The organism is Ignicoccus islandicus DSM 13165 (genome assembly GCF_001481685.1).
GTDB lineage: Archaea > Thermoproteota > Thermoprotei_A > Sulfolobales > Ignicoccaceae > Ignicoccus > Ignicoccus islandicus.
Genome location: NZ_CP006867.1, coordinates 91672 through 109971 on the forward strand (window position 1 = coordinate 91672; position 18300 = coordinate 109971).

Below are 18300 nucleotides of genomic sequence, written 5' to 3' on the forward strand. Positions count from 1 at the left end.
ATATAGACGTTTCCTCAGTAAGAAACGTAGGTGAACCGAATGCCTTTCTTAAAGTTTGAGAGATTGGAAATACCGGATGTTATATTAATAGAACCTAAAGTGTTCCCGGATCACAGGGGCTTCTTTAAGGAAATATGGAAGCGAACGCCGTTTCTATCTAACGGCATTCCCTACGATTTCGTCCAAGCTAACGTTAGTTTGAGTAAGAAGTACGTGGTTAGAGGCCTACACTACCAATTGAAGCCTTCCGAAATGGGGAAGCTCGTGATGGTCTTGAAAGGTAAGGTTTTCGACGTTGCCGTTGATATAAGAAAGGGGTCTCCTTACTACGGTAGATGGGTTGGCGTGGAACTCAGCGAGGACAATCACAAGATCTTATGGATACCACCGGGCTTCGCTCACGGCTTCCAAGCTTTAGAGGACGATAGCGTCGTATTATATTTAGTTACTAAAGAGTTCGATCCGGAAAGGGATGCGTGCGTTAGATGGAACGACCCGGAGATAGGCATTGAATGGCCTTATCCCGATAAAGCGATATTAAGTGAGAAAGACTCTAAGTGTCCGCTACTGAAGGAGGCTCGTAACAACTTCGAGTATCCAATTTAAAGTCCCAGTACCTTTTGGTAGTTGCTTAAGTCTAGGAGTCCGTGCCCACTGAAGTTGAACAATATCACCATTTCCTCGTTCCTCTCCTTCGCTTGGAGGGCCAAGTCTATTACTGCCTTTATCGCGTGATTGGTTTCCGGTGCTGGCACTATTCCCTCAGCTTGGGCGAACAACCTTCCGGCTTCGAAGCAACTCTTTTGGTCGTATTCCAATATTTCTATCCACCCTTCGTTATAGAGCAACGATATCGTTGGGGCCACTCCGTGGTACCTTAAGCCCCCAGCGTAAATTGGTGGCGGAACGAACTGATGTCCTAATGTATGCATCTTAAGTTCCGGCAACAGTCCAGCAGCGTCCGCGAAATCGTAATCGTACTTACCCTTGCTGAACTTCGGGACTTCACTTGGAGTTACTCCTACGTACCTCCTCTTCTTTTTCCTCGGGTCCTTCGTTCTCTGCAGTTCTTGACCTAGGAACGGGAATACGAGACCACCGAAGTTCGATCCCCCACCTATACACGCTACTACCACGTCCGGGTCCTCCCCTATTTCTTCCATTTGCTTCATGGCCTCTAGACCTATGATTGACTGATGTAATAGGACGAAGTTCATTACAGACCCTACGCCGTACCTCCAGCCCCTCTTCAAAGCATATTCTATTGCCTCACTCATTGCTATTCCAAGGCTTCCAGGATGGTCCGGGTTCTCTTGGAGTATCTTTTTCCCGTATTCCGTTTCCTCGCTAGGTGAAGGAACGACGTCAGCTCCATAGAGCCTCATTACTACTTTCCTGTACGGTTTCTGATAGAAACTACTCCTTACCATGAATACCTTTACTGGCATGTCGTACATTGCTCCGGCTAAGGACAAAGCGGTGCCCCATTGTCCGGCCCCAGTTTCCGTAGTGAGACCTTCAACGCCCTCGTCTTTCGCGTAGAACGCTTGAGGAATGGCGGTGTTTATTTTATGGCTTCCAGTGGGGGTAGCACCCTCGTATTTGAAATATATCCTCGCGGGGGTTCCCAAGATTTTCTCTAATCTCCTAGCCCTTAGCAAGGGAGTCGGTCTACCTATTTCACTATATATTTCTAATACCTCGTCTGGTATCGGTACCCATCTCTCAACGGTATTTTCTTGCCATATCAACTTCTGGGGAAGGACCTTCAATAGCAATTCGACTCTGGAGAACTCCTCCTCGGCCCCCTTAGGATCTCTAAGGGGAGGTAACGGCTTGGGTAGGTCGGGCAAAATGTTATACCATTTATTTGGAAGCTCCATTCCTTGCGACCTAACAGCGTTACTTAGTTGAATTAAAAAGACGTCTCCCTCACCCGAGCGGTATAGTTAGCCCTACGGATATTGGAATCGTCACGTTTAGGTCTCCTTTGGAGAGCTTTATCCCAGCGACAATTAAGTTGAATATAACGACTAATATGCTCGAAGCGACCCATAGAATCATGGCTATGTAAAACCATTCTTGCAAGGTTAGAGCCTTCCTTTTCAAGAGCGATCCCTCCGGTTCACTTTCTGCCAAATTACAAAAAGCTTTCCTCAGTACGTCTTCGCTAACCTTACCTTAGTTACCGCTTTCCTACCGCAAACGATGCATTTCTTGCCTTCTACGTTTATCTCTTTGTCGAGAGGCATACCCAGTACTCTACCTACCTCTTCGTCTAACTTTAGGCCGCACTCTTCCCTTCCACACCAAGGAACCTCTACTACGTACCTTTCTTCCACTAACTTCTTGGCCTCTTCTATATTGTCCGTCTCTCTTATCCTCGACTTCATGAACTCCCACGCTCTTTCTCTCATTGAATTGAGCATTTCCTCGGAAAGCTCTTCTAGCTTCTTCCGGAGCTCGAGTCTCTTTACTTTGACCTTACCCTTGACGTCTCTTCTAGCAACTGTTACTTCGTCGTTGTCCACTTCCCTCTTTCCTATTTCTATTCTGAAAGGAACTCCCCTTAGTTCCCAGTAGTAGTACTTCGCTCCAGGCGTTAGCTCTTCCCTATTGTCAGTATGGACTCTAATGCCCGCTTTCTTGAGTTCCTCTTCCAGCTCCCTTACGTAATTGTTTACTTTTTCCTGATCTTCTTCGTTCTTTTGTGGAATGGGTACTATTACCACTTGAATGGGGGCGACGTGCGGAGGAAGTACTAATCCCCTATCATCTCCATGTATAGCTATCATTGCAGCAAATATCCTATCCGAAATACCATAGCTGGTTTGCCAAACGTAATCCATCTCCTCATCCCTTCTCTGGAATCTGACTTCGAAGGGTATCGAGAAGTTCTGGCCGAGGTGGTGAACGGTACCTATCTGTAGAGCCCTTCCGTCAGGCATCACAGTATCGAACGCAACTGTATACAGGGCACCAGCGAACCTATCCCACTTAGGTCTCATGCTTATCATATACGGTATTGCCAAACTATCGAATATTCTCTTGTACACTTCAACTGCTTCTATGCACTGCTTGTCAGCGTCTTCGAAGCTCTCGTGTGCCGTGTGGGCTTCTTTGAAGGTACTCACTTCCCTAAGTCTAATTAGAGGCCTAGTTGCCTTAGTTTCGTACCGGTAGACGGGAACTATTTGGTAAAGCTTCATTGGTAGTTGCTTGTAACTACTTATCCATAAGCTTTCCATATAGCTAATTGCTGTTTCGCTAGTTGGTCTCAATGCTAGAGGCACTTCTAGCTCTTGGTGGCCTCCCTTGGTCACCCAGAAAACTTCTCCCTCGAAGCCCCTAACGTGTTCGCTCTCCTTTTCCAGTAAGTCCTTCGGGATAAGTATTGGAAATAATACTTCTTCATGGCCCGTTTCGTCTAAGATCTTCCTAACCACGTTATCGAGCACTAGCCTCCTTAACTTGAATCCGTAGGGCCTCCAAACACCCATTCCTTTTACGGGGTAACGTCCGTAATCGTAGAGTTCGGCCTCCCTTAATACTGTATCGAACCATTCGCTAAAGTTGCTCTTGTCGAGCTTCAAACTACCCTTCCCAACGCCTCTTTAAATGGGATGTTTAGATTAATTTTCCACAATGACGAGTCGTTGAACCTAAATGATTATCAATAAGAAGCTTCTCGCAAGTCCGAATTTGAACAGTTACGTATATGCTGGTATCTGAGAACTACCATTGTAATGCCGAAGCGCGCGTCTCGGACTTCTGTGTAATTAAAAGCTACTTCGAAGTTGTACTGAGGAACTTGTAATACTGATCTAGTTGCCCCATTACTGCTTACGTAATTCCTCCCCTAACCTGACCTTCTCTCCGAACGCCCTCAACTCTAGCCTATACCCTCTGGTAGTGAATCCCCTTTCTGCATAGAATTCTATACATTTGCCATCTAATTCCTCTAGCGAGTTTAATTCAATTTCCTTAACCAATCGCTTGTCCGGTAGAAACCTCCTATCGTGAACTAGGATCAGTTCGATCTTCCCCTTAAATTGAACATCTGGAAGTATCTCGGGCAACCTAATGCACGCTTTGTACGTTCCTTCCACGGGAATGTTACTAGTGGGATCGCCGTTAGGGTCATACCAGATCACTCTAGCGTGTTTCTCTAGGAACTTCAGTAAGTCGAAGTAAGGGATTGATGCTATGAGGCTGCAACTATTTTGCGAAACCGAACATTCTTTAACGAACACAGTTCTTAAATTGTATACGTCATCCAAATCGAAAGTAACCGTTCTGTTTTCGTGAGGTCGCAGCAATACTGAAAACATGTGCTCGTCAGGGGAAGTAATTAGATCCTTATAGAACTCCAACACTACTTTCCGATCGCATCTGTTCTGGATTAGGACCTTGTTCTCGGAACCGGGCGTTAAGGGAAGAGGCGTTAAGACCCTCATCGATACGCACGTTGAGCGAGTTTGGAGAAATCTATAGTACAAGTATCTCTCAATGGAAATAGATGCATTTTGCGTCCTCACGTAAATGTTGAAGAACAAACCCCTTGGACGAGTCATCAGTTCGATAACGTTCTTGGTCATCGAAGCGCCAGCAAGGACATCTCCAGCTAATGCTGCTGGTAACTTCGCTACGGCTGATATAACTTTCATGAATTTTCCTATCTTGCTACTATCGTTGCCTTCCTTAGTTGCAGTAATCAGAATTGTCAATACGCACGTTCTAATATTCTCCGGGCTACTTACAGTTTTTGGATAGTAATGGAATTCTTGATCGAAGCCCAACTCCATGTCAATTTTTGCAGATGTGGTAACTGATACCGGACTGTTCGATTTTACGCAAATGAGAACTGGTACGACATCGTTCAGAAGCATTCCTAATAAGTCTCCTCTTATATAGGAAGGTATTAGAGAATACATAACGAATTCTATTCCATTCAGATTATATTTCTCGAACCTCAATGTCGCTTCCGTCTCGTAAATACGTAAGGAAAATAGCGTTCTGGATAATAATAGCGAAGCCAATAGGAATAATATCAATAGAATTCTCATAATTGTAACTACCAGTTACGATTATCGTCGAGTGCCTTTTTAACATTATTTCAATCGTTAACTAAAATGCCCTCTTCCATACATTAAGATTAGGTAGGAAATTTTGAAGATAGCAATGGTATATGACTACAGCCGAGAGAAGTGCGGCATAAAGGTATACTCCGATATATTGACTAAATGGTTGAGAAAGTTAGGAGTTGACGTTGAAGTATGTGATTTGAAGAAAGAGAGATACTCGGATTCAGTTGAGGCTGCTTTGTGCGCACTAAAGGGAGATATAGTCCATACGCAACACGAGTTCGGACTCTTCAAGGGTCATTTCGGATGGTCTCAGTTACTATATTACTTAACCTTGAAATTGTACAGGAAGTTCAACGTAACTACTCTCCACACGGTATTGAAACCTGATGAAGCCTTGTCCAACTACATAAAGTTTGCTCTACCTTTTACCAAAGAAAGGCCGTGGGAAGCTATAAGAGGCTTAATAGTGAGCTTCGTGTCGCCTTACGTTCCGGAAGCCCTTTCGGATAGGTTAATCGTACACACCTTGAGGGGATACGAGCTTCTACCGGATTGGTTGAAATGGAAAGCTGAACTGATACCGCACTTCTCTCCAGTCCCCTCTCAAGTGGTCTTGGAGAACGCGAGGAGGTGTAGGGAGAGGAGCGTGCCGGAGACCATAAGGATCGTCACCCCAGGATTCATACGACCAACTAAGAGGTACGACTGGGCAATTAGGGCTCTAATAGCGCTGAAGGCAGAAGGATTGGATAAACCTGTAGAGTACACGGTCATTGGAACTACGCAGAACGAGGACGGAGAACTCTGGTATCAATATATTAAAGAAATGGCTGATAAGGTAAACGAACATACGAAGAAGGTAGGCTTAACTATAAACGTTATATATAAGCATATGAGCAAGGCCGAGATAATCAGACACGCGTGCGAGGCCGACGTAGTCCTCTTACCTTACTCAGATCCGACGCAAGAGGCTTCCGGAATACTACACGATTCCTTGGTATGCGGCAGACACATTGTCGTGTTGGAAATAGGTGACGTGAGGAACTATCCAGAGGCGTTTTACCCATTTAATCTGGACGATCCGATAGGATCCATGAAGGAAGCCCTTAAGAGGGCAATAAATGAGGTTGTGAAAGGGAATAGATGCAATCTGAACGCTCTGGCTTACGCCTACTTCACTTCGATAGACGTCGTTGCGAAAAGGCATAAGGACTTCTATTCCAAACTCCGCTCTTGAATAACTCATCTAGTAGTTGCTCTGCCTTTTCGTCGTTCCCCTCTATGTACGCTTGTATGACGTCGTATACCTTGGAGCCCAACTTCTCTCCATATATATCCTTTAGGACTTCCAACAAACTAACTTTCACTGTAGGGGAGGCATCGGATAATGGGTTGTTTGCGTACCCGCTCTTGATAACGTCTATCCTTACGTGCAGTACCCTTTCAGACAAGGTATTCACTATCCTAGTTACGTAAGCCCTCAAGTTTTCAGGTACGAATAAATGAACCACGCTATTTGGAGGCACTTTCTTATATATCTCGTTTAATTCCTTCATAAGTTCTATTGGACTAGAAGCTCTTAACTGAACTTTAACTTGAGGTCTAACTTCTATCCTTATTTTCTGGAGACTCAAGTCCTTCAGATCTACTAGGACTGGGCCCTTGTTATTTATCTCTGGTATTTCGTCCCTACTTACTGTTTCTAGCGAACCGGGATATACCGCCTTTGTATTGTGAACTTCTAAGATAGCGTATTTGTGAATGTGACCGAGGGCGTAGTATAAGAAGCCTTCCGGTAGGAACTCCTTTTCAACGCTCTGGAAGGGCATCAGATCCTTTACGCCTACGTGGGCCACCAGAACGGCCCTCTTGGAAGCTTCCCTCCTCAGCGTCCTCACGTAGCTCTTTGCCCTTTCCAACTCGCTTTCACTTAAGGGATTGAACGCCTCTAGTCCACAGAACTTGTAACCCTTAACTTCGATACATTTAGAGCTTCTAAGGAGCTTAGCTCCAGTCATTTCGCTTACGAATTCTATCGAGGGAACGCCTCTAGCCTTGGGCTTATCGTGATCGCCTGGAAGTAGAATTACCTCTATTCCTCTCTCCCTGAGTTTCCGGAAGCCTGAAACGGCCACCCTAAGTGGCTGAAGACTCGTATAAGGGACGGGTGTATCGAAGAGATCCCCTGCTACTACATACGCATCAACTCTCTCCCTTAAGGCAATTTCTATGCTTTTCTCGAAAGCGTTATAGAAGTCTAGTTCTCTTTCCTGGAGATTGTATTGTCTCTTTCCTAAATGTACGTCAGCGACGTGAAGTATTTGCAACTCTTCCGGTACCTTTGATGCTACCTGCCTACCTCGTTTAAAGCTAAAAGGAGGAAACTTTCGTTCTGAATTCACCATCCCATGGTGAATGCTCATCTCCACCTCTTGTCCAAATTAAATTTTCTATTTACTCACAATTAATTCCATCATTTCCTCAACCTTAACCATTTGAATTCAGAATTAATGGTCTTCTTAAGCACCTTCAGTTTCTACCGGACTTCCTAATGGTTAATTCCATTTCAACCCAATCATTCAACATTGCCTTTAAGAAAACAAAGGCAATTTGCTAATCTAGAGTTCAGACCATCAGTACAAGCCCCTTTCAAGATCGATCTTTATAATGAGAAGAAGCTTAGAGGGATTAATAAGCGATCATGAGAACTCTGATGATCATGGGGATTTCTACTCCAGCCTACCTTATACAAGCATATGCATGCATATATTGGACAACTAATTGAATTTAAGTTCGAAGGGGGAAGGTACGGTTGTGTAAAGGAGAGCTAAGGGAAAGGGTTAAAAGATGAGAAAGGGGTTGCTTAAATAGGAGGGCAACGGTAGAATCCCAATAGGGAATAGAAAGATCGACATATTCAGCAATCGTCGATAGTTTTTCGTACGATAGGGTAGAATCCCAATAGGGAATAGAAAGTTCTTTATCGTTGAGCGTTCGCTTCCGAACTATCTGAGGTAGAATCCCAATAGGGAATAGAAAGTTACATTTGTCGGTAAGTACGCTATTCCGTTTTCGACCTTAGGTAGAATCCCAATAGGGAATAGAAAGACGAGGAAATCGAGTTTTCTTTCCATCATTTCGCCTCCCGTAGAATCCCAATAGGGAATAGAAAGATAGTGAACGGTAAGTCTGCGATGACGAGTATTTTCGGTTGTAGAATCCCAATAGGGAATAGAAAGAGCAGACGTGATAGTTGATGACGACAAGTTACTGATTCAGAGTAGAATCCCAATAGGGAATAGAAAGACACTCAACGAGTAACTCCTTCATCATTCCAATTATCATGTGTAGAATCCCAATAGGGAATAGAAAGTGCAAATACTTTCGACTTGAGCGATTGGTTGAGCGAAAGTGTAGAATCCCAATAGGGAATAGAAAGCCTGTTTCGTTGATATTAATATATATTCTGGGGGCCAGAAAGTAGAATCCCAATAGGGAATAGAAAGAATCTCCTTAAGAGAATTATAAAAAAAGAATGGAATAGAAAGTAGAATCCCAATAGGGAATAGAAAGCCTATCCCCGAGTTCACGCACCCCCCTCCTGCAATCGCTCTAGGTAGAATCCCAATAGGGAATAGAAAGTCAATAGTCTTTTCAGGTTCTGTTTCTGTTTTTTGGAAAGGTAGAATCCCAATAGGGAATAGAAAGACGTAACAGAAATCGTTTTCGCACTTCGCTTCTTCCAATTTCCTGTAGAGATCCAAGAGGGAATAGAAAGATAAGATGTAAATCCTCACTAGTAAGCGTTTAGAACTTAACGCCTCTCTCCGAACTACCTCTCACGGAGGAAGAGTTTGGTTAACGTGAAGATCAGCAACGTCACCAAGTCCTTCGGCAGAAATGTGGTCCTAAAGGGAATAAATCTGGAAATACCTTCAGGGAAGTTCTTTGCTATACTGGGTCCATCGGGTTCCGGTAAGACAACGTTACTTAGAATAATTGCTGGTTTCGAAATCCCCGATAAAGGGAACGTGTTTTTCGACGGTAAGGACGTAACTGACAAACCGCCTTATAAGAGAAAAGTTGCCCTAGTCCCGCAGAACTGGGCGCTCTGGCCCCACATGACTGTGTTTGAAAACGTGGCCTTTGGTTTAAAGGTAATGAAGCTTCCGCGAAGCGAAATACGACAAAGGGTCAACGAGGTTCTAGACCTTTTAGGTTTGAAGGGACTAGAGGGAAGGTACCCTCACCAGTTAAGCGGAGGACAACAACAAAGGGTTGCGTTGGCGAGGGCCTTAGTAGTCAAACCTAAGTTACTCCTCCTCGACGAACCGCTCAGTAACTTAGATGCCGTTCTTAGAATAAAGCTCAGGGGCGAGCTAAAGAGGATACAGAGAGAACTGGGTCTCACTGCAATATACGTTACCCACGATCAAGAGGAGGCTTTGGCTCTAGCAGACGAACTGGCTGTGATAAATGAGGGCGTTGTAGTGGAAACGGGAGAACCAAGAGAGATATTCATTATGCCGAAGAGGCTCTTCACGGCGAAGTTCATAGGAAGAACTAGTTCCGCTAGAGGAAAGGTCGTGGAAGTTAGTGGAAAAGAGGCGTTAGTTCAGATAGGAAAATTAAGGATACGTGCGATAAATCACGGCCTGAAGGAAGGAGATGAATGCGTAGTTGTGTTCAAATCCGAGCTAGCGAAGGTTAGGCCGAGAGAGGGCTACGTCAAGGTGACAGGCATCTTGACGCTGTCCATGTACTTGGGACCGAAGGTTGAGGTTAGACTGAAACCCGAAGGCTCTGAGGAGGAAATATCGTTCTATGTAAGTGAAAGGGAGACTCCTCAAATAGGCTCAACTTATTCAGTTCACTTACCGATTGAAGCGATCCACGCCTTTCCGCTCGAATAAGTAAAATACGTATCTAAGCACTACGAGGGGGAAAGGTAGGTAGGGTATGCCAGAAAAGGAAGACTTAAAGGAAGTCATAGATCAATATCTCGAGAAGCTGGAAAGGGGCGAGCTAACTATAAGTAAGTTGGATAAGGTGCTTTCGCCTAACCTAGCTGCGGTCGTTAGGAGACTGTTCATTGAAAGGAAGACTGGAAAGGTTCTAAGCGCAATAGCATCTACCATACTTGACTTCGAGGAGCTCGTGGGAAGGAACATCGAAAACCCAATAGGAGCGGTTCAGATACCGCTAGGAGTGGCTGGACCGCTGAAAGTTAACGGCGATTACGCGAAAGGCGAATTCTTCATCCCATTAGCTACCCATGAAGGGGCGCTAGTTGCCTCTATAAATAGAGGGTGTAAGGCCGTAACGGAGTCAGGCGGTGCTCGAGCTAAAGTAATTAAGGACGGCATGGCTAGAGCGCCCGTTTTTGTCGCTCCTAATATAGAAAAGGCTTACCAATTGGTTCAATGGGTAAGGGAACACTTCGACGAAATAAAGAGGGAAGCTGAGAGCACAACGAGTCACGGTAAGCTGAAGGAAATTCAACCCTTCGTAATGGGCAATAACGTGTGGCTTCGCTTCGTGTACTTCACTGGCGACGCAATGGGCATGAACATGGCTACTATTGCAACAGAGAAGGCATGTGATTATATTGAAAGAGAATTTGGTGAGGCGAAGTGTTTAGCGTTGTCTGGAAACATGTGCGTAGATAAGAAGCCGGCTCACTTGAACGTTTTGTGTGGAAGGGGGAAGACTGTAGTTGCCGAAGCAGTTATAAAGGAGGAAGTAATAAGGAGAGTGTTCAAAGCGGACGCCCAAACTATACACGAAGTCAATTTGAGGAAGAACTTGCTCGGAAGCGCTTACGCGGGATCGCTTTCATTCAATGCACACTTCGCTAACGTGATAGCGGCGATATTTCTAGCTACAGGCCAAGATGCAGCTCAAGTAGTCGAGTCCCCCATGGGCTTCACGTGGACTGAGGTAAGGGGGAACGATTTGTACATATCAGTTACGTTACCTAGCTTGGAAGTGGGAACAGTTGGTGGCGGTACGAGGTTGCCGACCCAGAGGGAGGCCTTGGAGATACTAGGGGTAGCTGGCGGAGGAGACCCTCCTGGAACCAACGCTCTCAAGTTCGCTGAGATAGTCGCCTCAGCGGTCCTAGCGGGCGAACTCAACCTGCTTGCTGCCTTGGCCGCTAAGGAACTGGCCAAGGCACACAAAGCTCTAGGTAGAGGAATGGGTAAATGAGGATATTCCAAGTAGTCCTCTGGGACTTATTTAAGAGGCCTTTGAGAAACCTCCTAATTGTAGTCATGTTATCGATTGCAACGGTTTCCTTAATGGTCACGCTAACGATCTCGCAAGCGGCCTTCCAGATGCTTCAGAGCTACTTAAACGTGTTCTCTCCGAACGTAGTGATAGTTGCTGGTCCAGTCCTACCGGTATCCCTCTCGTTCGCTTCCTCCCTACCGGGAGTAAAGGCCATCTATCCGTTAGTTATCTCCGATGGATACCTTCAATGCAACAACTCTTTTTCCTATGTAATGTTAATAGGATATTCCAATATATCTGCAATAGCTGAGAGTACTTCAATTAAGTTAATCAAAGGGAAGTTCGGTGTAGACGTTAGCGAAGGCTTGAGTAAGTTCTATGGTAAGAAATGTGAGTTAGTTACTTCCTTCTTCGGATCCTACAACCTTACTATAGAGGGAGTTGTCGAACTGAGGAACTTAGAGGAAGTCATGCAAAGGTCCAACATAGTCTTGGCTCCAATGGAAGTACTAGAAGGCGCCATACCTAACGCGTTAGTAATAGTAGCGAAGTCTCCTAAGTACGTTAACATAATAGAAGACGAGATAGTTAACGCCACTGCGGGGCAAGCCTTCATTTTCTCCCAACGAAGCTTGCGGAAAGTAGGAGAAACTGTAACATCGCTCGCCTCAGTAACTTCCACCTTTCTAGGCTTCTTGTCGATTTCAATAGCATCAATAGCTATAGCAGTAATAGCAATTATAGATGTTAAAGACAGGAGATGGGAAATAGGCCTCTTGAAGGCGTTAGGTTTCGAGTCTAAGGACTTAGCTTTTCTCTATTCATTAGAGTCCCTAATCTATTCAACTATATCCCTAACGATAGGAATAGCGCTCAGCGGAGCCATTTTGAACCTAGCGAAGCACTCTTTCGGAGAGCTATTGAGAGGATTGATAAATAGCGAAATTATAGTAAAGAGTTTGACAATAAACGAGTCTCAAGTTATTAGGGCCATATTAATTGTAATTGGAGTTAATTTAATCAGTTCGACGATACCCGCATTGATAAGCTATTCAACGGATCCCGTTCGGGCCTTGAGGCAAATAGAGTAAACTCCTATATTCTTTCTATGCTCTCCATCAGATCTGTGGAGTGGAGCGCTACTTCGACCCCTATTTCCTTACCGGCTTTTTCGAGCTCCCTCCTCAGCTCTTCCACAGATATCGTCGCTTGGTCCAAGTCAACTATCATTATCATTGCGAACATGCCTCTGAGGACAGTCTGGGTTATATCTATTATGTTCACCTTATATCTCGCTAGTACGGAAGATATCTTCGCTACTATACCAACCTTGTCCTTGCCTATTACAGTTATCACTGCGTGCAAGATCCTTCACTCCCATGGGAACTTTCCATGTTTCTTGTAATATTCATATATTCCTCCTTCCTTTAAGAGCTCCATTATCATCTGGGGATAAGGTTTCACTTTAACTTCCTTCCCCTTCGTTAAGTTCCTTATAACACCTTTCTCTAAATCTATTTCTACTTCATCGCCCTCCTCTATCATCTCAACGGCTTCCGGAGACTCTATTACCGGTAAACCTACGTTGACGGCGTTCCTGAAGAAAATCCTTGCGAAGCTCTTCGCTATGACGGCCGACACTCCGGAATACTTTATAGCTATTGGCGCTTGCTCTCTAGAACTACCCATTCCGAAGTTCCTTCCGGCAACAACGATGTCTCCAGGCTTTATCTTCTTTGAGAGGTTCGGGTCCAAGTCCTCGAAAACGTGTTTCGCTAGCTCGTAGTAATCTACCGTTTTCGCCTTATATCTGAATGGTATTATCATGTCTGTATCTATGTTGTCACCGAGCTTGGCTACAACTCTACCCTTTACCATAAGGGTACCCGAGCTGAGGGATATATCGAGCTAGTTATTTAAGATTTCAATAACCCGTTGAGTTCGTAGCACTTTAGAGCTTTGCCGTTCGTTAAGCATAACTTCCCTTTGCTGATGCCGGAGCTAATGCTACCTTCGAATTCGGCTACCTTCTTTAAATTGTCTGTAAAGACGTACGTCTTTTGGTTGGTAGATGCAGCTAGTAATCCGTCGTTAGCGCTGAGATCGTAGGCCATTCCGTCCAATTCTGCTCTACCTACGTGTCTCATTTCCCGTTTCGATGTAAGTTCGAATTTATGTAAGTAGGATACGCCGACGAAGAAGGGATCCCTAGCTAGAACGTAGACGTAATTGTCGAGGCTCGCCACTCCCACTACTTCTTCTATAGGGATAGTTTGCATTCTCTTACATTTCTCTTGTAAGTAAACCCCTCTCTTCCCTCCTAGGACTAGGAGCCCATTTACTTCAGTAATACCCTTTAGCAAGTCGTTTACTCTAAAGCAATAGGACTCTCGTAGATTTACGACCCTCGAAACGTTATTACCTTCATAGAAAACGACCAGTGAGTCCTCGTGACTTCCTAGCGCTATTCCATTGAACTTTCTGATTTCCATCTGCCCATTGAACGTTACTACTACGTTCCTACCACCGAATAAATATTTCTTACCTATAGAAACTGTGGTGATAATGGAACCGACCCTAACGGTCTTCAATAGTTCGCCTTCAATTGAGAAAATCATCCCGTCTCCGTGCACAGTGCCAGCTACGACTACACTGTCCTTTACTTTAATTCTCTTGATTATACTTTCTTTAGGCACAGCTATAGCCCTTTCTCTCATTACATATCCGGATTAGGTTATTGCGCGTTGTGGTTTTATAATGTAATCTTCCACTTCGTAGGATTTTCATCCCACCCTTGTTCGAGGAAATTAGGGCTCCAAGCACCAAACTTACGATTCAAGAATGGGACCCCCGTGCGAGTAAATACCGATACGACTTTATTCCGATGAAATAGTTTCACCCCATCGGCAGGGTAGTTGCCTCTTACTATAAACTTCGTTTTCGTTTCTCTTAGGAAGTATCTAGTAACTCCCGGGCCCCACAAGAAGCCCTTGCCGACCGGATTCGGGCTCCAGCAGTCCTCCGGTTCGTCTTCCCAAGAACACATTTCGGCTGGGTCGTTCCAAAGATATTCTTCAATTAAGTAATTCTCGTTCACTTTGTCACTATATACGCATTCGATCGATTTGCAACCCTTTCTGATTAAGAGCGTTGAAGGACCTCCGTGAAACGCTACCACGGACCTGTCAACTATTAGCGCTAGGGGCATTGCATCGAACACTTCTCTAGCCTTAACGTAGATCTCCTCTCCTCGCTTACCGTACCTCTTCAGCAAGTGCAACGGGAAATCGTGTGGAAGAGGTTCCATTCCTTTAGGGGCTTCGTGATTTCCTCTAAGTATAATAACGTCCCGCGGTCGCTTTGCTTTAAGAGCTAGGGGTAAGAGCAAGGCCTCCACTTGCTTCGGTCCTCTATCGACGTAATTGCCCAGGAAGACCAATCTCCATTCCTCGAAGACCTCTCTCTTCCCTAACCTTTCCCAAATATCGTAGAGTTGAATGAAGCTACCGTATAAATCGCCGTGAAAGACGTAGCGAGTGTCTGGATAAGTGAAAGCTACCGGATGGACGCCGCCTTCGTACATTTTTAGCAATAGCTTCTTAGCTTCCTCTAACAATTCTATAAGTTCGTCCGGTTTTAGTGAGTTCACAGCTTCTGCAAAGCGAGCGGCGTCGTCGACTGGTAGTTCCGCTAATTCCATTCAATTTACCCCTCTAGATAATGGGTCCCATCGCGGTAATTTCTTCATTGCTGTGCGCTCCAGGGGGGCAAGTCGTGGTCATCCCATGCCTACTTTATTTTTAATACATTTATTAAGTAAGTGACCTGTTTCAAGGACTTGACCTTTTCAAGTAACGAGCTCACGTCCCTTGACACCCCTCTAAAGTAACAGCTCAGGAAAATCAACTTGTCTGAAAACGGGTCTTTCATTATCATAATAGATGGATAGCAACTTTCACTTAATATGGAAATAAGGTCTTGTAGATGAGAATTCGTAGTGGTTACCGTTAATTGAACGAGGACCTCAGTGTTTTCGTTGAGAAACATTTTCGCATTGTTTAAAGAATTTTCCAAAAGTAATTCAATTACTTTCGATCGAGGCAATCCATAAAACTTGCTCAAGTTTTCAATCACTTTATACAATTGCTCGTTTATTGAGATACCGAACCTTTTCTGTTTGGTTGACATTTCCATCCAGCAAGTTTTGAAACGACCAGTAAGTAACTTAAGTATTGCTACTACATTAACGGGGTTTAAATTAAAGAGTCTCTAACAATCTATATAAACCCATCCGAGGAAGCTATGACGGAGGTTATGAGGTCATGCCAATAAAAGCGAAATGTCCCGTCTGCGGTGCTGAGATAGAACTCCCAGACGACGTCATGGATGGAGAAATAGTTGAGTGTGAATCTTGTGGAGCGCAACTAGAAGTGAAGAGAGAAGGCGACAAAGTAGAACTTAAGGTCGCGGAAGAGACAGCTGAGGATTGGGGCGAGTGAGGGGGAGGTGAGTTGGTTCCAGTTCGTTGTTAAGGTCTATTATGATATGCCGAGAGTAGAGGAAAAGAGGTTAATGAAGGCTCTAGAAGACGAAGGCTTCGAGGTAAAGCCCTTCAACGTAACTAGGGAACCCTTACCAATAGGGGGGGTTGAGGACCACATAGCACTAATAAGAGCCGTCAGTATGTTCAGGTCCTTATATACTGCCGCAGTCCTAGAAGCGAATGGAATAACTCCTATCAATAGTTCCTTCACTATTATATATTCTGGGGACAAGATCCTAACGTACTCGGTTCTGGCGGCGAATTCCATACCAATACCCAAGACCGTTATATCCTTAAATGGAGATTCAACAATCAAAGCGTACTTACAGATAGGCTTTCCACTTGTAGACAAGCCTCCAATAGGAAGCTGGGGTCGGCTTGTTAGCCTAATAAGGGATTGGCACGAAGCCAATATAGTTATAGAACATAGAAGCATGATGAACAACCCTCAGATGAAAGCTCACATCGTTCAAGAATACGTTGAAATGCCAGAGCATAGAGATATAAGGTGTTTCGTGGTAGGTGGTAATTGTTTAGGATGTATCTATAGAATACCTAAGGAGGGAGAATGGAGATCTAACGTAGCGCTAGGTGCCGATGTCGTTAAACTAGATGAGAGCACGGAAGCGTGTGAATTAGCAGTTAAGGCGGCCGAAGCCCTCAAAGGCGAAGTCGTCTCCATAGATCTATTTGAAAGAAAGGACGGATTGGTAGTTAATGAAGTAAACGGCGTACCGGAATTCAAGGGATTTATGAGGGCTACGGGTATTGACGTCGCTAAGGAAGTTGCGAAATACGTAAAGGAGAAATTGAAGAAATAGAATTAAGTTTATTAATGAATGTGAAATGAGGTTTCCGGGGCCGTCGTCTAGCTTGGTAGGATGCCAGCCTGGGGCGCTGGTGGTCCCGGGTTCAAATCCCGGCGGCCCCACCACGCCTCTGCACTACTTAATAAAGCAGTTGTCCCCGGATTCATAGGGACTTAGGCTTGCACAGAAGACCTCATAGGAGACATCACCCCCATTCCCCCCTATCTTGGCTTCAAGTGGTTAGAGTACTTGACTTCATGCCTCAAGGTAACCCTTTAGACCATCACGCTGAGCATAGGTCCAGGCCTTTCGCTCAAGCGTTAGATGAAACCAAGTTAAAGTTAATAGAATTTGGTGTAAAGGAAGGCTCGAGTTTAAAGATAGGCGAGAGGGTATCGTTCAGACCGCTGGATGAGAGGATCATTCCGAGAGTATATTTGATAAAGTACGAGGACCTCTCAACAGTAGCTCAAGAGAACCTTCCCGAGGTGCTTCGGAACTTCGTGAAGGATAACGAGAAGCTCTTCGTTACGTTCTTGAACGTTGCAAGCCCGATAACCCTTAAGTTCCATGCATTAGAACTACTCCCTCATATAGGAAAGAAGACTCTCAAGCAAATACTTGAGGAAAGGGAAAGGAAGCCCTTTGAGAGTTTCGAGGACTTCGAGAAGAGGACGGGATATAAGGACATAGTTGAAGGCATTGTTGAAAGAATACTCAAAGAACTCCAAGGTGGTGAGAAATACTACCTGTTCGTCGAGCCTCCGCCTAGAAGCAATGCAGTGTTTCTGAATTACCTCGAAAAGGTGAGATCCATTGCGCGATCTGGTTCTAAGTGAAATCGGAAAGCTTTCTTTTAGACCGAAGAAGTGGTTAGGTCAGAACTTCACGGTAGATCGAAGGATAATAGATTACTTCGTTTCCAACATCGAGCGATCTACTGAGGTCATAGAAATAGGTACCGGTTTGGGTACGCTAACGCTAGCTCTAGCGGAGATATCTAAGCGCGTAATTACTATAGAAAGGGACGAGAGGCTTTGTAATTATTTAAAGAGGAAGTTGGAGAAGGTGAGTAACGTAACCTTAATTTGCGGCGATGCTTTGGAATATCCCTTTAATAAACCATGGGTTGTAGGTTCGATACCTTACAGCATAAGCGGACCCTTGCTAGCTAAGCTTTCAACGAGCTCTACGTGGGAGAAATCACTTCTATTACTTCAGAAGGACTTCGTTGATAGGATTACAGCGAGACCCGGTTCCAAAGATTACGGTAGACTAAGTGTGATGGTCCAATTGTGTTGCGAGATTGAAAAAGGTCCCGTGTGGCCCCCTAACTCCTTCTGGCCCCGGCCTCAAGTATTAAGTCAACACGTTCACCTCAAGAGGCTCGAGTCCGTACCAGAAGAGTTCTCCAAATTCCTTGCGTGTTTGTTTTCGCAGAAAAACAAGAAGCTAAGGAAAGTAGCGAGAAGTTGTGGGTTTGAATGGGACGACGATAGGAGAGTTAGAGAAGTGGAACCAAAGGAATTTCTACGCGTCTTTGAGAGAGTTTGGAAGTCAATCGACTTAATTGGGCCCTAACCTTTTATTTAATTCCGTGTATACATAGCTATTGAATGGGGTCAAA

The 18300-nt window shown here is 44.7% G+C and carries 19 protein-coding genes, 1 tRNA gene and 1 CRISPR repeat array; of the genes, 10 read left to right on the top strand and 10 right to left on the bottom strand.

The features are described from left to right. Positions 1-39 precede the first annotated feature (39 nt). A complete protein-coding gene (gene rfbC / locus EYM_RS00565) occupies positions 40-606 on the top strand; it encodes a dTDP-4-dehydrorhamnose 3,5-epimerase (protein WP_075049189.1) in 567 nt (188 codons plus the stop codon). Here the strand turns inward: rfbC and EYM_RS00570 are convergent. From EYM_RS00570 to EYM_RS00585, 4 genes are all read right to left on the bottom strand, one after another. Further along, positions 603-1883: a TrpB-like pyridoxal phosphate-dependent enzyme gene (locus tag EYM_RS00570; protein ID WP_075049190.1), complete on the bottom strand. Its 1281-nt coding sequence runs from the start codon at positions 1881-1883 to the stop codon at positions 603-605. The two genes, rfbC and EYM_RS00570, sit on opposite strands and share 4 nt — an antisense overlap. 49 nt (positions 1884-1932) lie before the next feature. Next, positions 1933-2109 carry a hypothetical protein gene (locus EYM_RS00575; RefSeq protein ID WP_157058693.1) on the bottom strand — a complete coding sequence of 59 codons (177 nt, stop codon included), beginning with the start codon at positions 2107-2109 and terminating at the stop codon, positions 1933-1935. Between the two features lie 47 nt (positions 2110-2156). Next, positions 2157-3593: a proline--tRNA ligase gene (gene proS, locus EYM_RS00580; RefSeq protein WP_075049192.1), complete on the bottom strand. Its 1437-nt coding sequence runs from the start codon at positions 3591-3593 to the stop codon at positions 2157-2159. A 243-nt stretch (positions 3594-3836) separates the two neighbouring features. Next, complete coding sequence (locus EYM_RS00585; protein ID WP_075049193.1) at positions 3837-4976, bottom strand: hypothetical protein; 1140 nt, start codon at positions 4974-4976, stop codon at positions 3837-3839. A gap of 193 nt (positions 4977-5169) precedes the next feature. On the opposite strand from EYM_RS00585, the gene EYM_RS00590 reads away from it, so the two are divergent. Next, positions 5170-6324: a glycosyltransferase family protein gene (locus EYM_RS00590; protein WP_075049194.1), complete on the top strand. Its 1155-nt coding sequence runs from the start codon at positions 5170-5172 to the stop codon at positions 6322-6324. On the opposite strand, the gene EYM_RS00595 is transcribed toward EYM_RS00590, so the two are convergent. Further along, positions 6263-7414 carry a DNA repair exonuclease gene (locus tag EYM_RS00595; protein ID WP_075049195.1) on the bottom strand — a complete coding sequence of 384 codons (1152 nt, stop codon included), beginning with the start codon at positions 7412-7414 and terminating at the stop codon, positions 6263-6265. The two genes, EYM_RS00590 and EYM_RS00595, sit on opposite strands and share 62 nt — an antisense overlap. Positions 7415-7968: 554 nt before the next feature. Then, a CRISPR array of direct repeats spans positions 7969-8865; the repeat unit is 26 nt; unit sequence GTAGAATCCCAATAGGGAATAGAAAG. A gap of 85 nt (positions 8866-8950) precedes the next feature. Between EYM_RS00595 and EYM_RS00600 the strand changes: the two genes are divergently transcribed. From EYM_RS00600 to EYM_RS00610, 3 genes are read left to right on the top strand one after another with little or no spacing between them, the layout of a single operon-like run. Next, a complete protein-coding gene (locus EYM_RS00600; RefSeq protein ID WP_236943439.1) occupies positions 8951-10000 on the top strand; it encodes an ABC transporter ATP-binding protein in 1050 nt (349 codons plus the stop codon). 46 nt (positions 10001-10046) lie between these two features. After that, a complete protein-coding gene (hmgA, locus tag EYM_RS00605) occupies positions 10047-11297 on the top strand; it encodes a hydroxymethylglutaryl-CoA reductase (NADPH) (protein ID WP_075049197.1) in 1251 nt (416 codons plus the stop codon). Then, on the top strand, positions 11294-12412 hold the full coding sequence (locus tag EYM_RS00610; protein ID WP_075049198.1) for an ABC transporter permease: 1119 nt from the start codon (positions 11294-11296) through the stop codon (positions 12410-12412). The genes hmgA and EYM_RS00610 overlap by 4 nt, the downstream gene beginning before the upstream one ends. 4 nt (positions 12413-12416) lie before the next feature. Here the strand turns inward: EYM_RS00610 and EYM_RS00615 are convergent, their stop codons facing one another. The 5 genes from EYM_RS00615 to EYM_RS00635 form a co-directional block, all read right to left on the bottom strand. Further along, positions 12417-12689, bottom strand: a complete 273-nt coding sequence (locus EYM_RS00615; RefSeq protein ID WP_174500663.1) for an ACT domain-containing protein — start codon at positions 12687-12689, stop codon at positions 12417-12419. A 3-nt stretch (positions 12690-12692) separates the two neighbouring features. Continuing rightward, positions 12693-13199: a 3-isopropylmalate dehydratase small subunit gene (locus tag EYM_RS00620; protein WP_075049200.1), complete on the bottom strand. Its 507-nt coding sequence runs from the start codon at positions 13197-13199 to the stop codon at positions 12693-12695. Positions 13200-13237: 38 nt separating this feature from the next. Beyond that, positions 13238-14017 (bottom strand): hypothetical protein, encoded by a 780-nt coding sequence (locus EYM_RS00625; RefSeq protein ID WP_157058695.1) that lies wholly within the window; start codon positions 14015-14017, stop codon positions 13238-13240. A 56-nt stretch (positions 14018-14073) separates the two neighbouring features. Next, positions 14074-15021: a metallophosphoesterase family protein gene (locus EYM_RS00630; protein WP_075049202.1), complete on the bottom strand. Its 948-nt coding sequence runs from the start codon at positions 15019-15021 to the stop codon at positions 14074-14076. Between the two features lie 89 nt (positions 15022-15110). Further along, positions 15111-15509, bottom strand: a complete 399-nt coding sequence (locus tag EYM_RS00635; protein ID WP_075049203.1) for a hypothetical protein — start codon at positions 15507-15509, stop codon at positions 15111-15113. Positions 15510-15643: 134 nt separating this feature from the next. On the opposite strand from EYM_RS00635, the gene lysW/argW reads away from it, so the two are divergent. The 5 genes from lysW/argW to rsmA all read left to right on the top strand — a co-directional run bounded on the left by lysW/argW (position 15644) and on the right by rsmA (position 18254). Beyond that, positions 15644-15820, top strand: coding sequence for an alpha-aminoadipate/glutamate carrier protein LysW (gene lysW/argW, locus EYM_RS00640; RefSeq protein ID WP_075049204.1), 177 nt, complete (start codon positions 15644-15646; stop codon positions 15818-15820). A gap of 7 nt (positions 15821-15827) precedes the next feature. Beyond that, entirely contained in the window at positions 15828-16685 is an 858-nt protein-coding gene (gene lysX / locus EYM_RS00645) for a lysine biosynthesis protein LysX (protein WP_217221088.1), read from the top strand. A 36-nt stretch (positions 16686-16721) separates the two neighbouring features. Next, a tRNA-Pro gene (locus tag EYM_RS00650) sits at positions 16722-16798 on the top strand. 54 nt (positions 16799-16852) lie between these two features. Continuing rightward, the gene (locus EYM_RS00655) at positions 16853-17512 is read left to right on the top strand and encodes a DUF655 domain-containing protein (protein ID WP_236943417.1); all 660 of its coding nucleotides are present in this window, start codon (positions 16853-16855) and stop codon (positions 17510-17512) included. Beyond that, the gene (gene rsmA, locus EYM_RS00660; protein ID WP_075049205.1) at positions 17490-18254 is read left to right on the top strand and encodes a 16S rRNA (adenine(1518)-N(6)/adenine(1519)-N(6))-dimethyltransferase RsmA; all 765 of its coding nucleotides are present in this window, start codon (positions 17490-17492) and stop codon (positions 18252-18254) included. The genes EYM_RS00655 and rsmA overlap by 23 nt, the downstream gene beginning before the upstream one ends. The last annotated feature ends 46 nt before the right edge of the window (positions 18255-18300 follow it).

Bases quoted from the DNA above. Each gene is read 5' to 3' on its own strand.
- rfbC (WP_075049189.1), top strand. From the start codon at position 40: ATGCCTTTCTTAAAGTTTGAGAGATTGGAAATACCGGATGTTATATTA.
- EYM_RS00570 (WP_075049190.1), bottom strand. From the start codon at position 1,883: ATGGAGCTTCCAAATAAATGGTATAACATTTTGCCCGACCTACCCAAG.
- hmgA (WP_075049197.1), top strand. From the start codon at position 10,047: ATGCCAGAAAAGGAAGACTTAAAGGAAGTCATAGATCAATATCTCGAG.
- EYM_RS00610 (WP_075049198.1), top strand. From the start codon at position 11,294: ATGAGGATATTCCAAGTAGTCCTCTGGGACTTATTTAAGAGGCCTTTG.
- EYM_RS00620 (WP_075049200.1), bottom strand. From the start codon at position 13,199: ATGGTAAAGGGTAGAGTTGTAGCCAAGCTCGGTGACAACATAGATACA.
- EYM_RS00630 (WP_075049202.1), bottom strand. From the start codon at position 15,021: ATGGAATTAGCGGAACTACCAGTCGACGACGCCGCTCGCTTTGCAGAA.
- EYM_RS00635 (WP_075049203.1), bottom strand. From the start codon at position 15,509: ATGTCAACCAAACAGAAAAGGTTCGGTATCTCAATAAACGAGCAATTG.
- lysW/argW (WP_075049204.1), top strand. From the start codon at position 15,644: ATGCCAATAAAAGCGAAATGTCCCGTCTGCGGTGCTGAGATAGAACTC.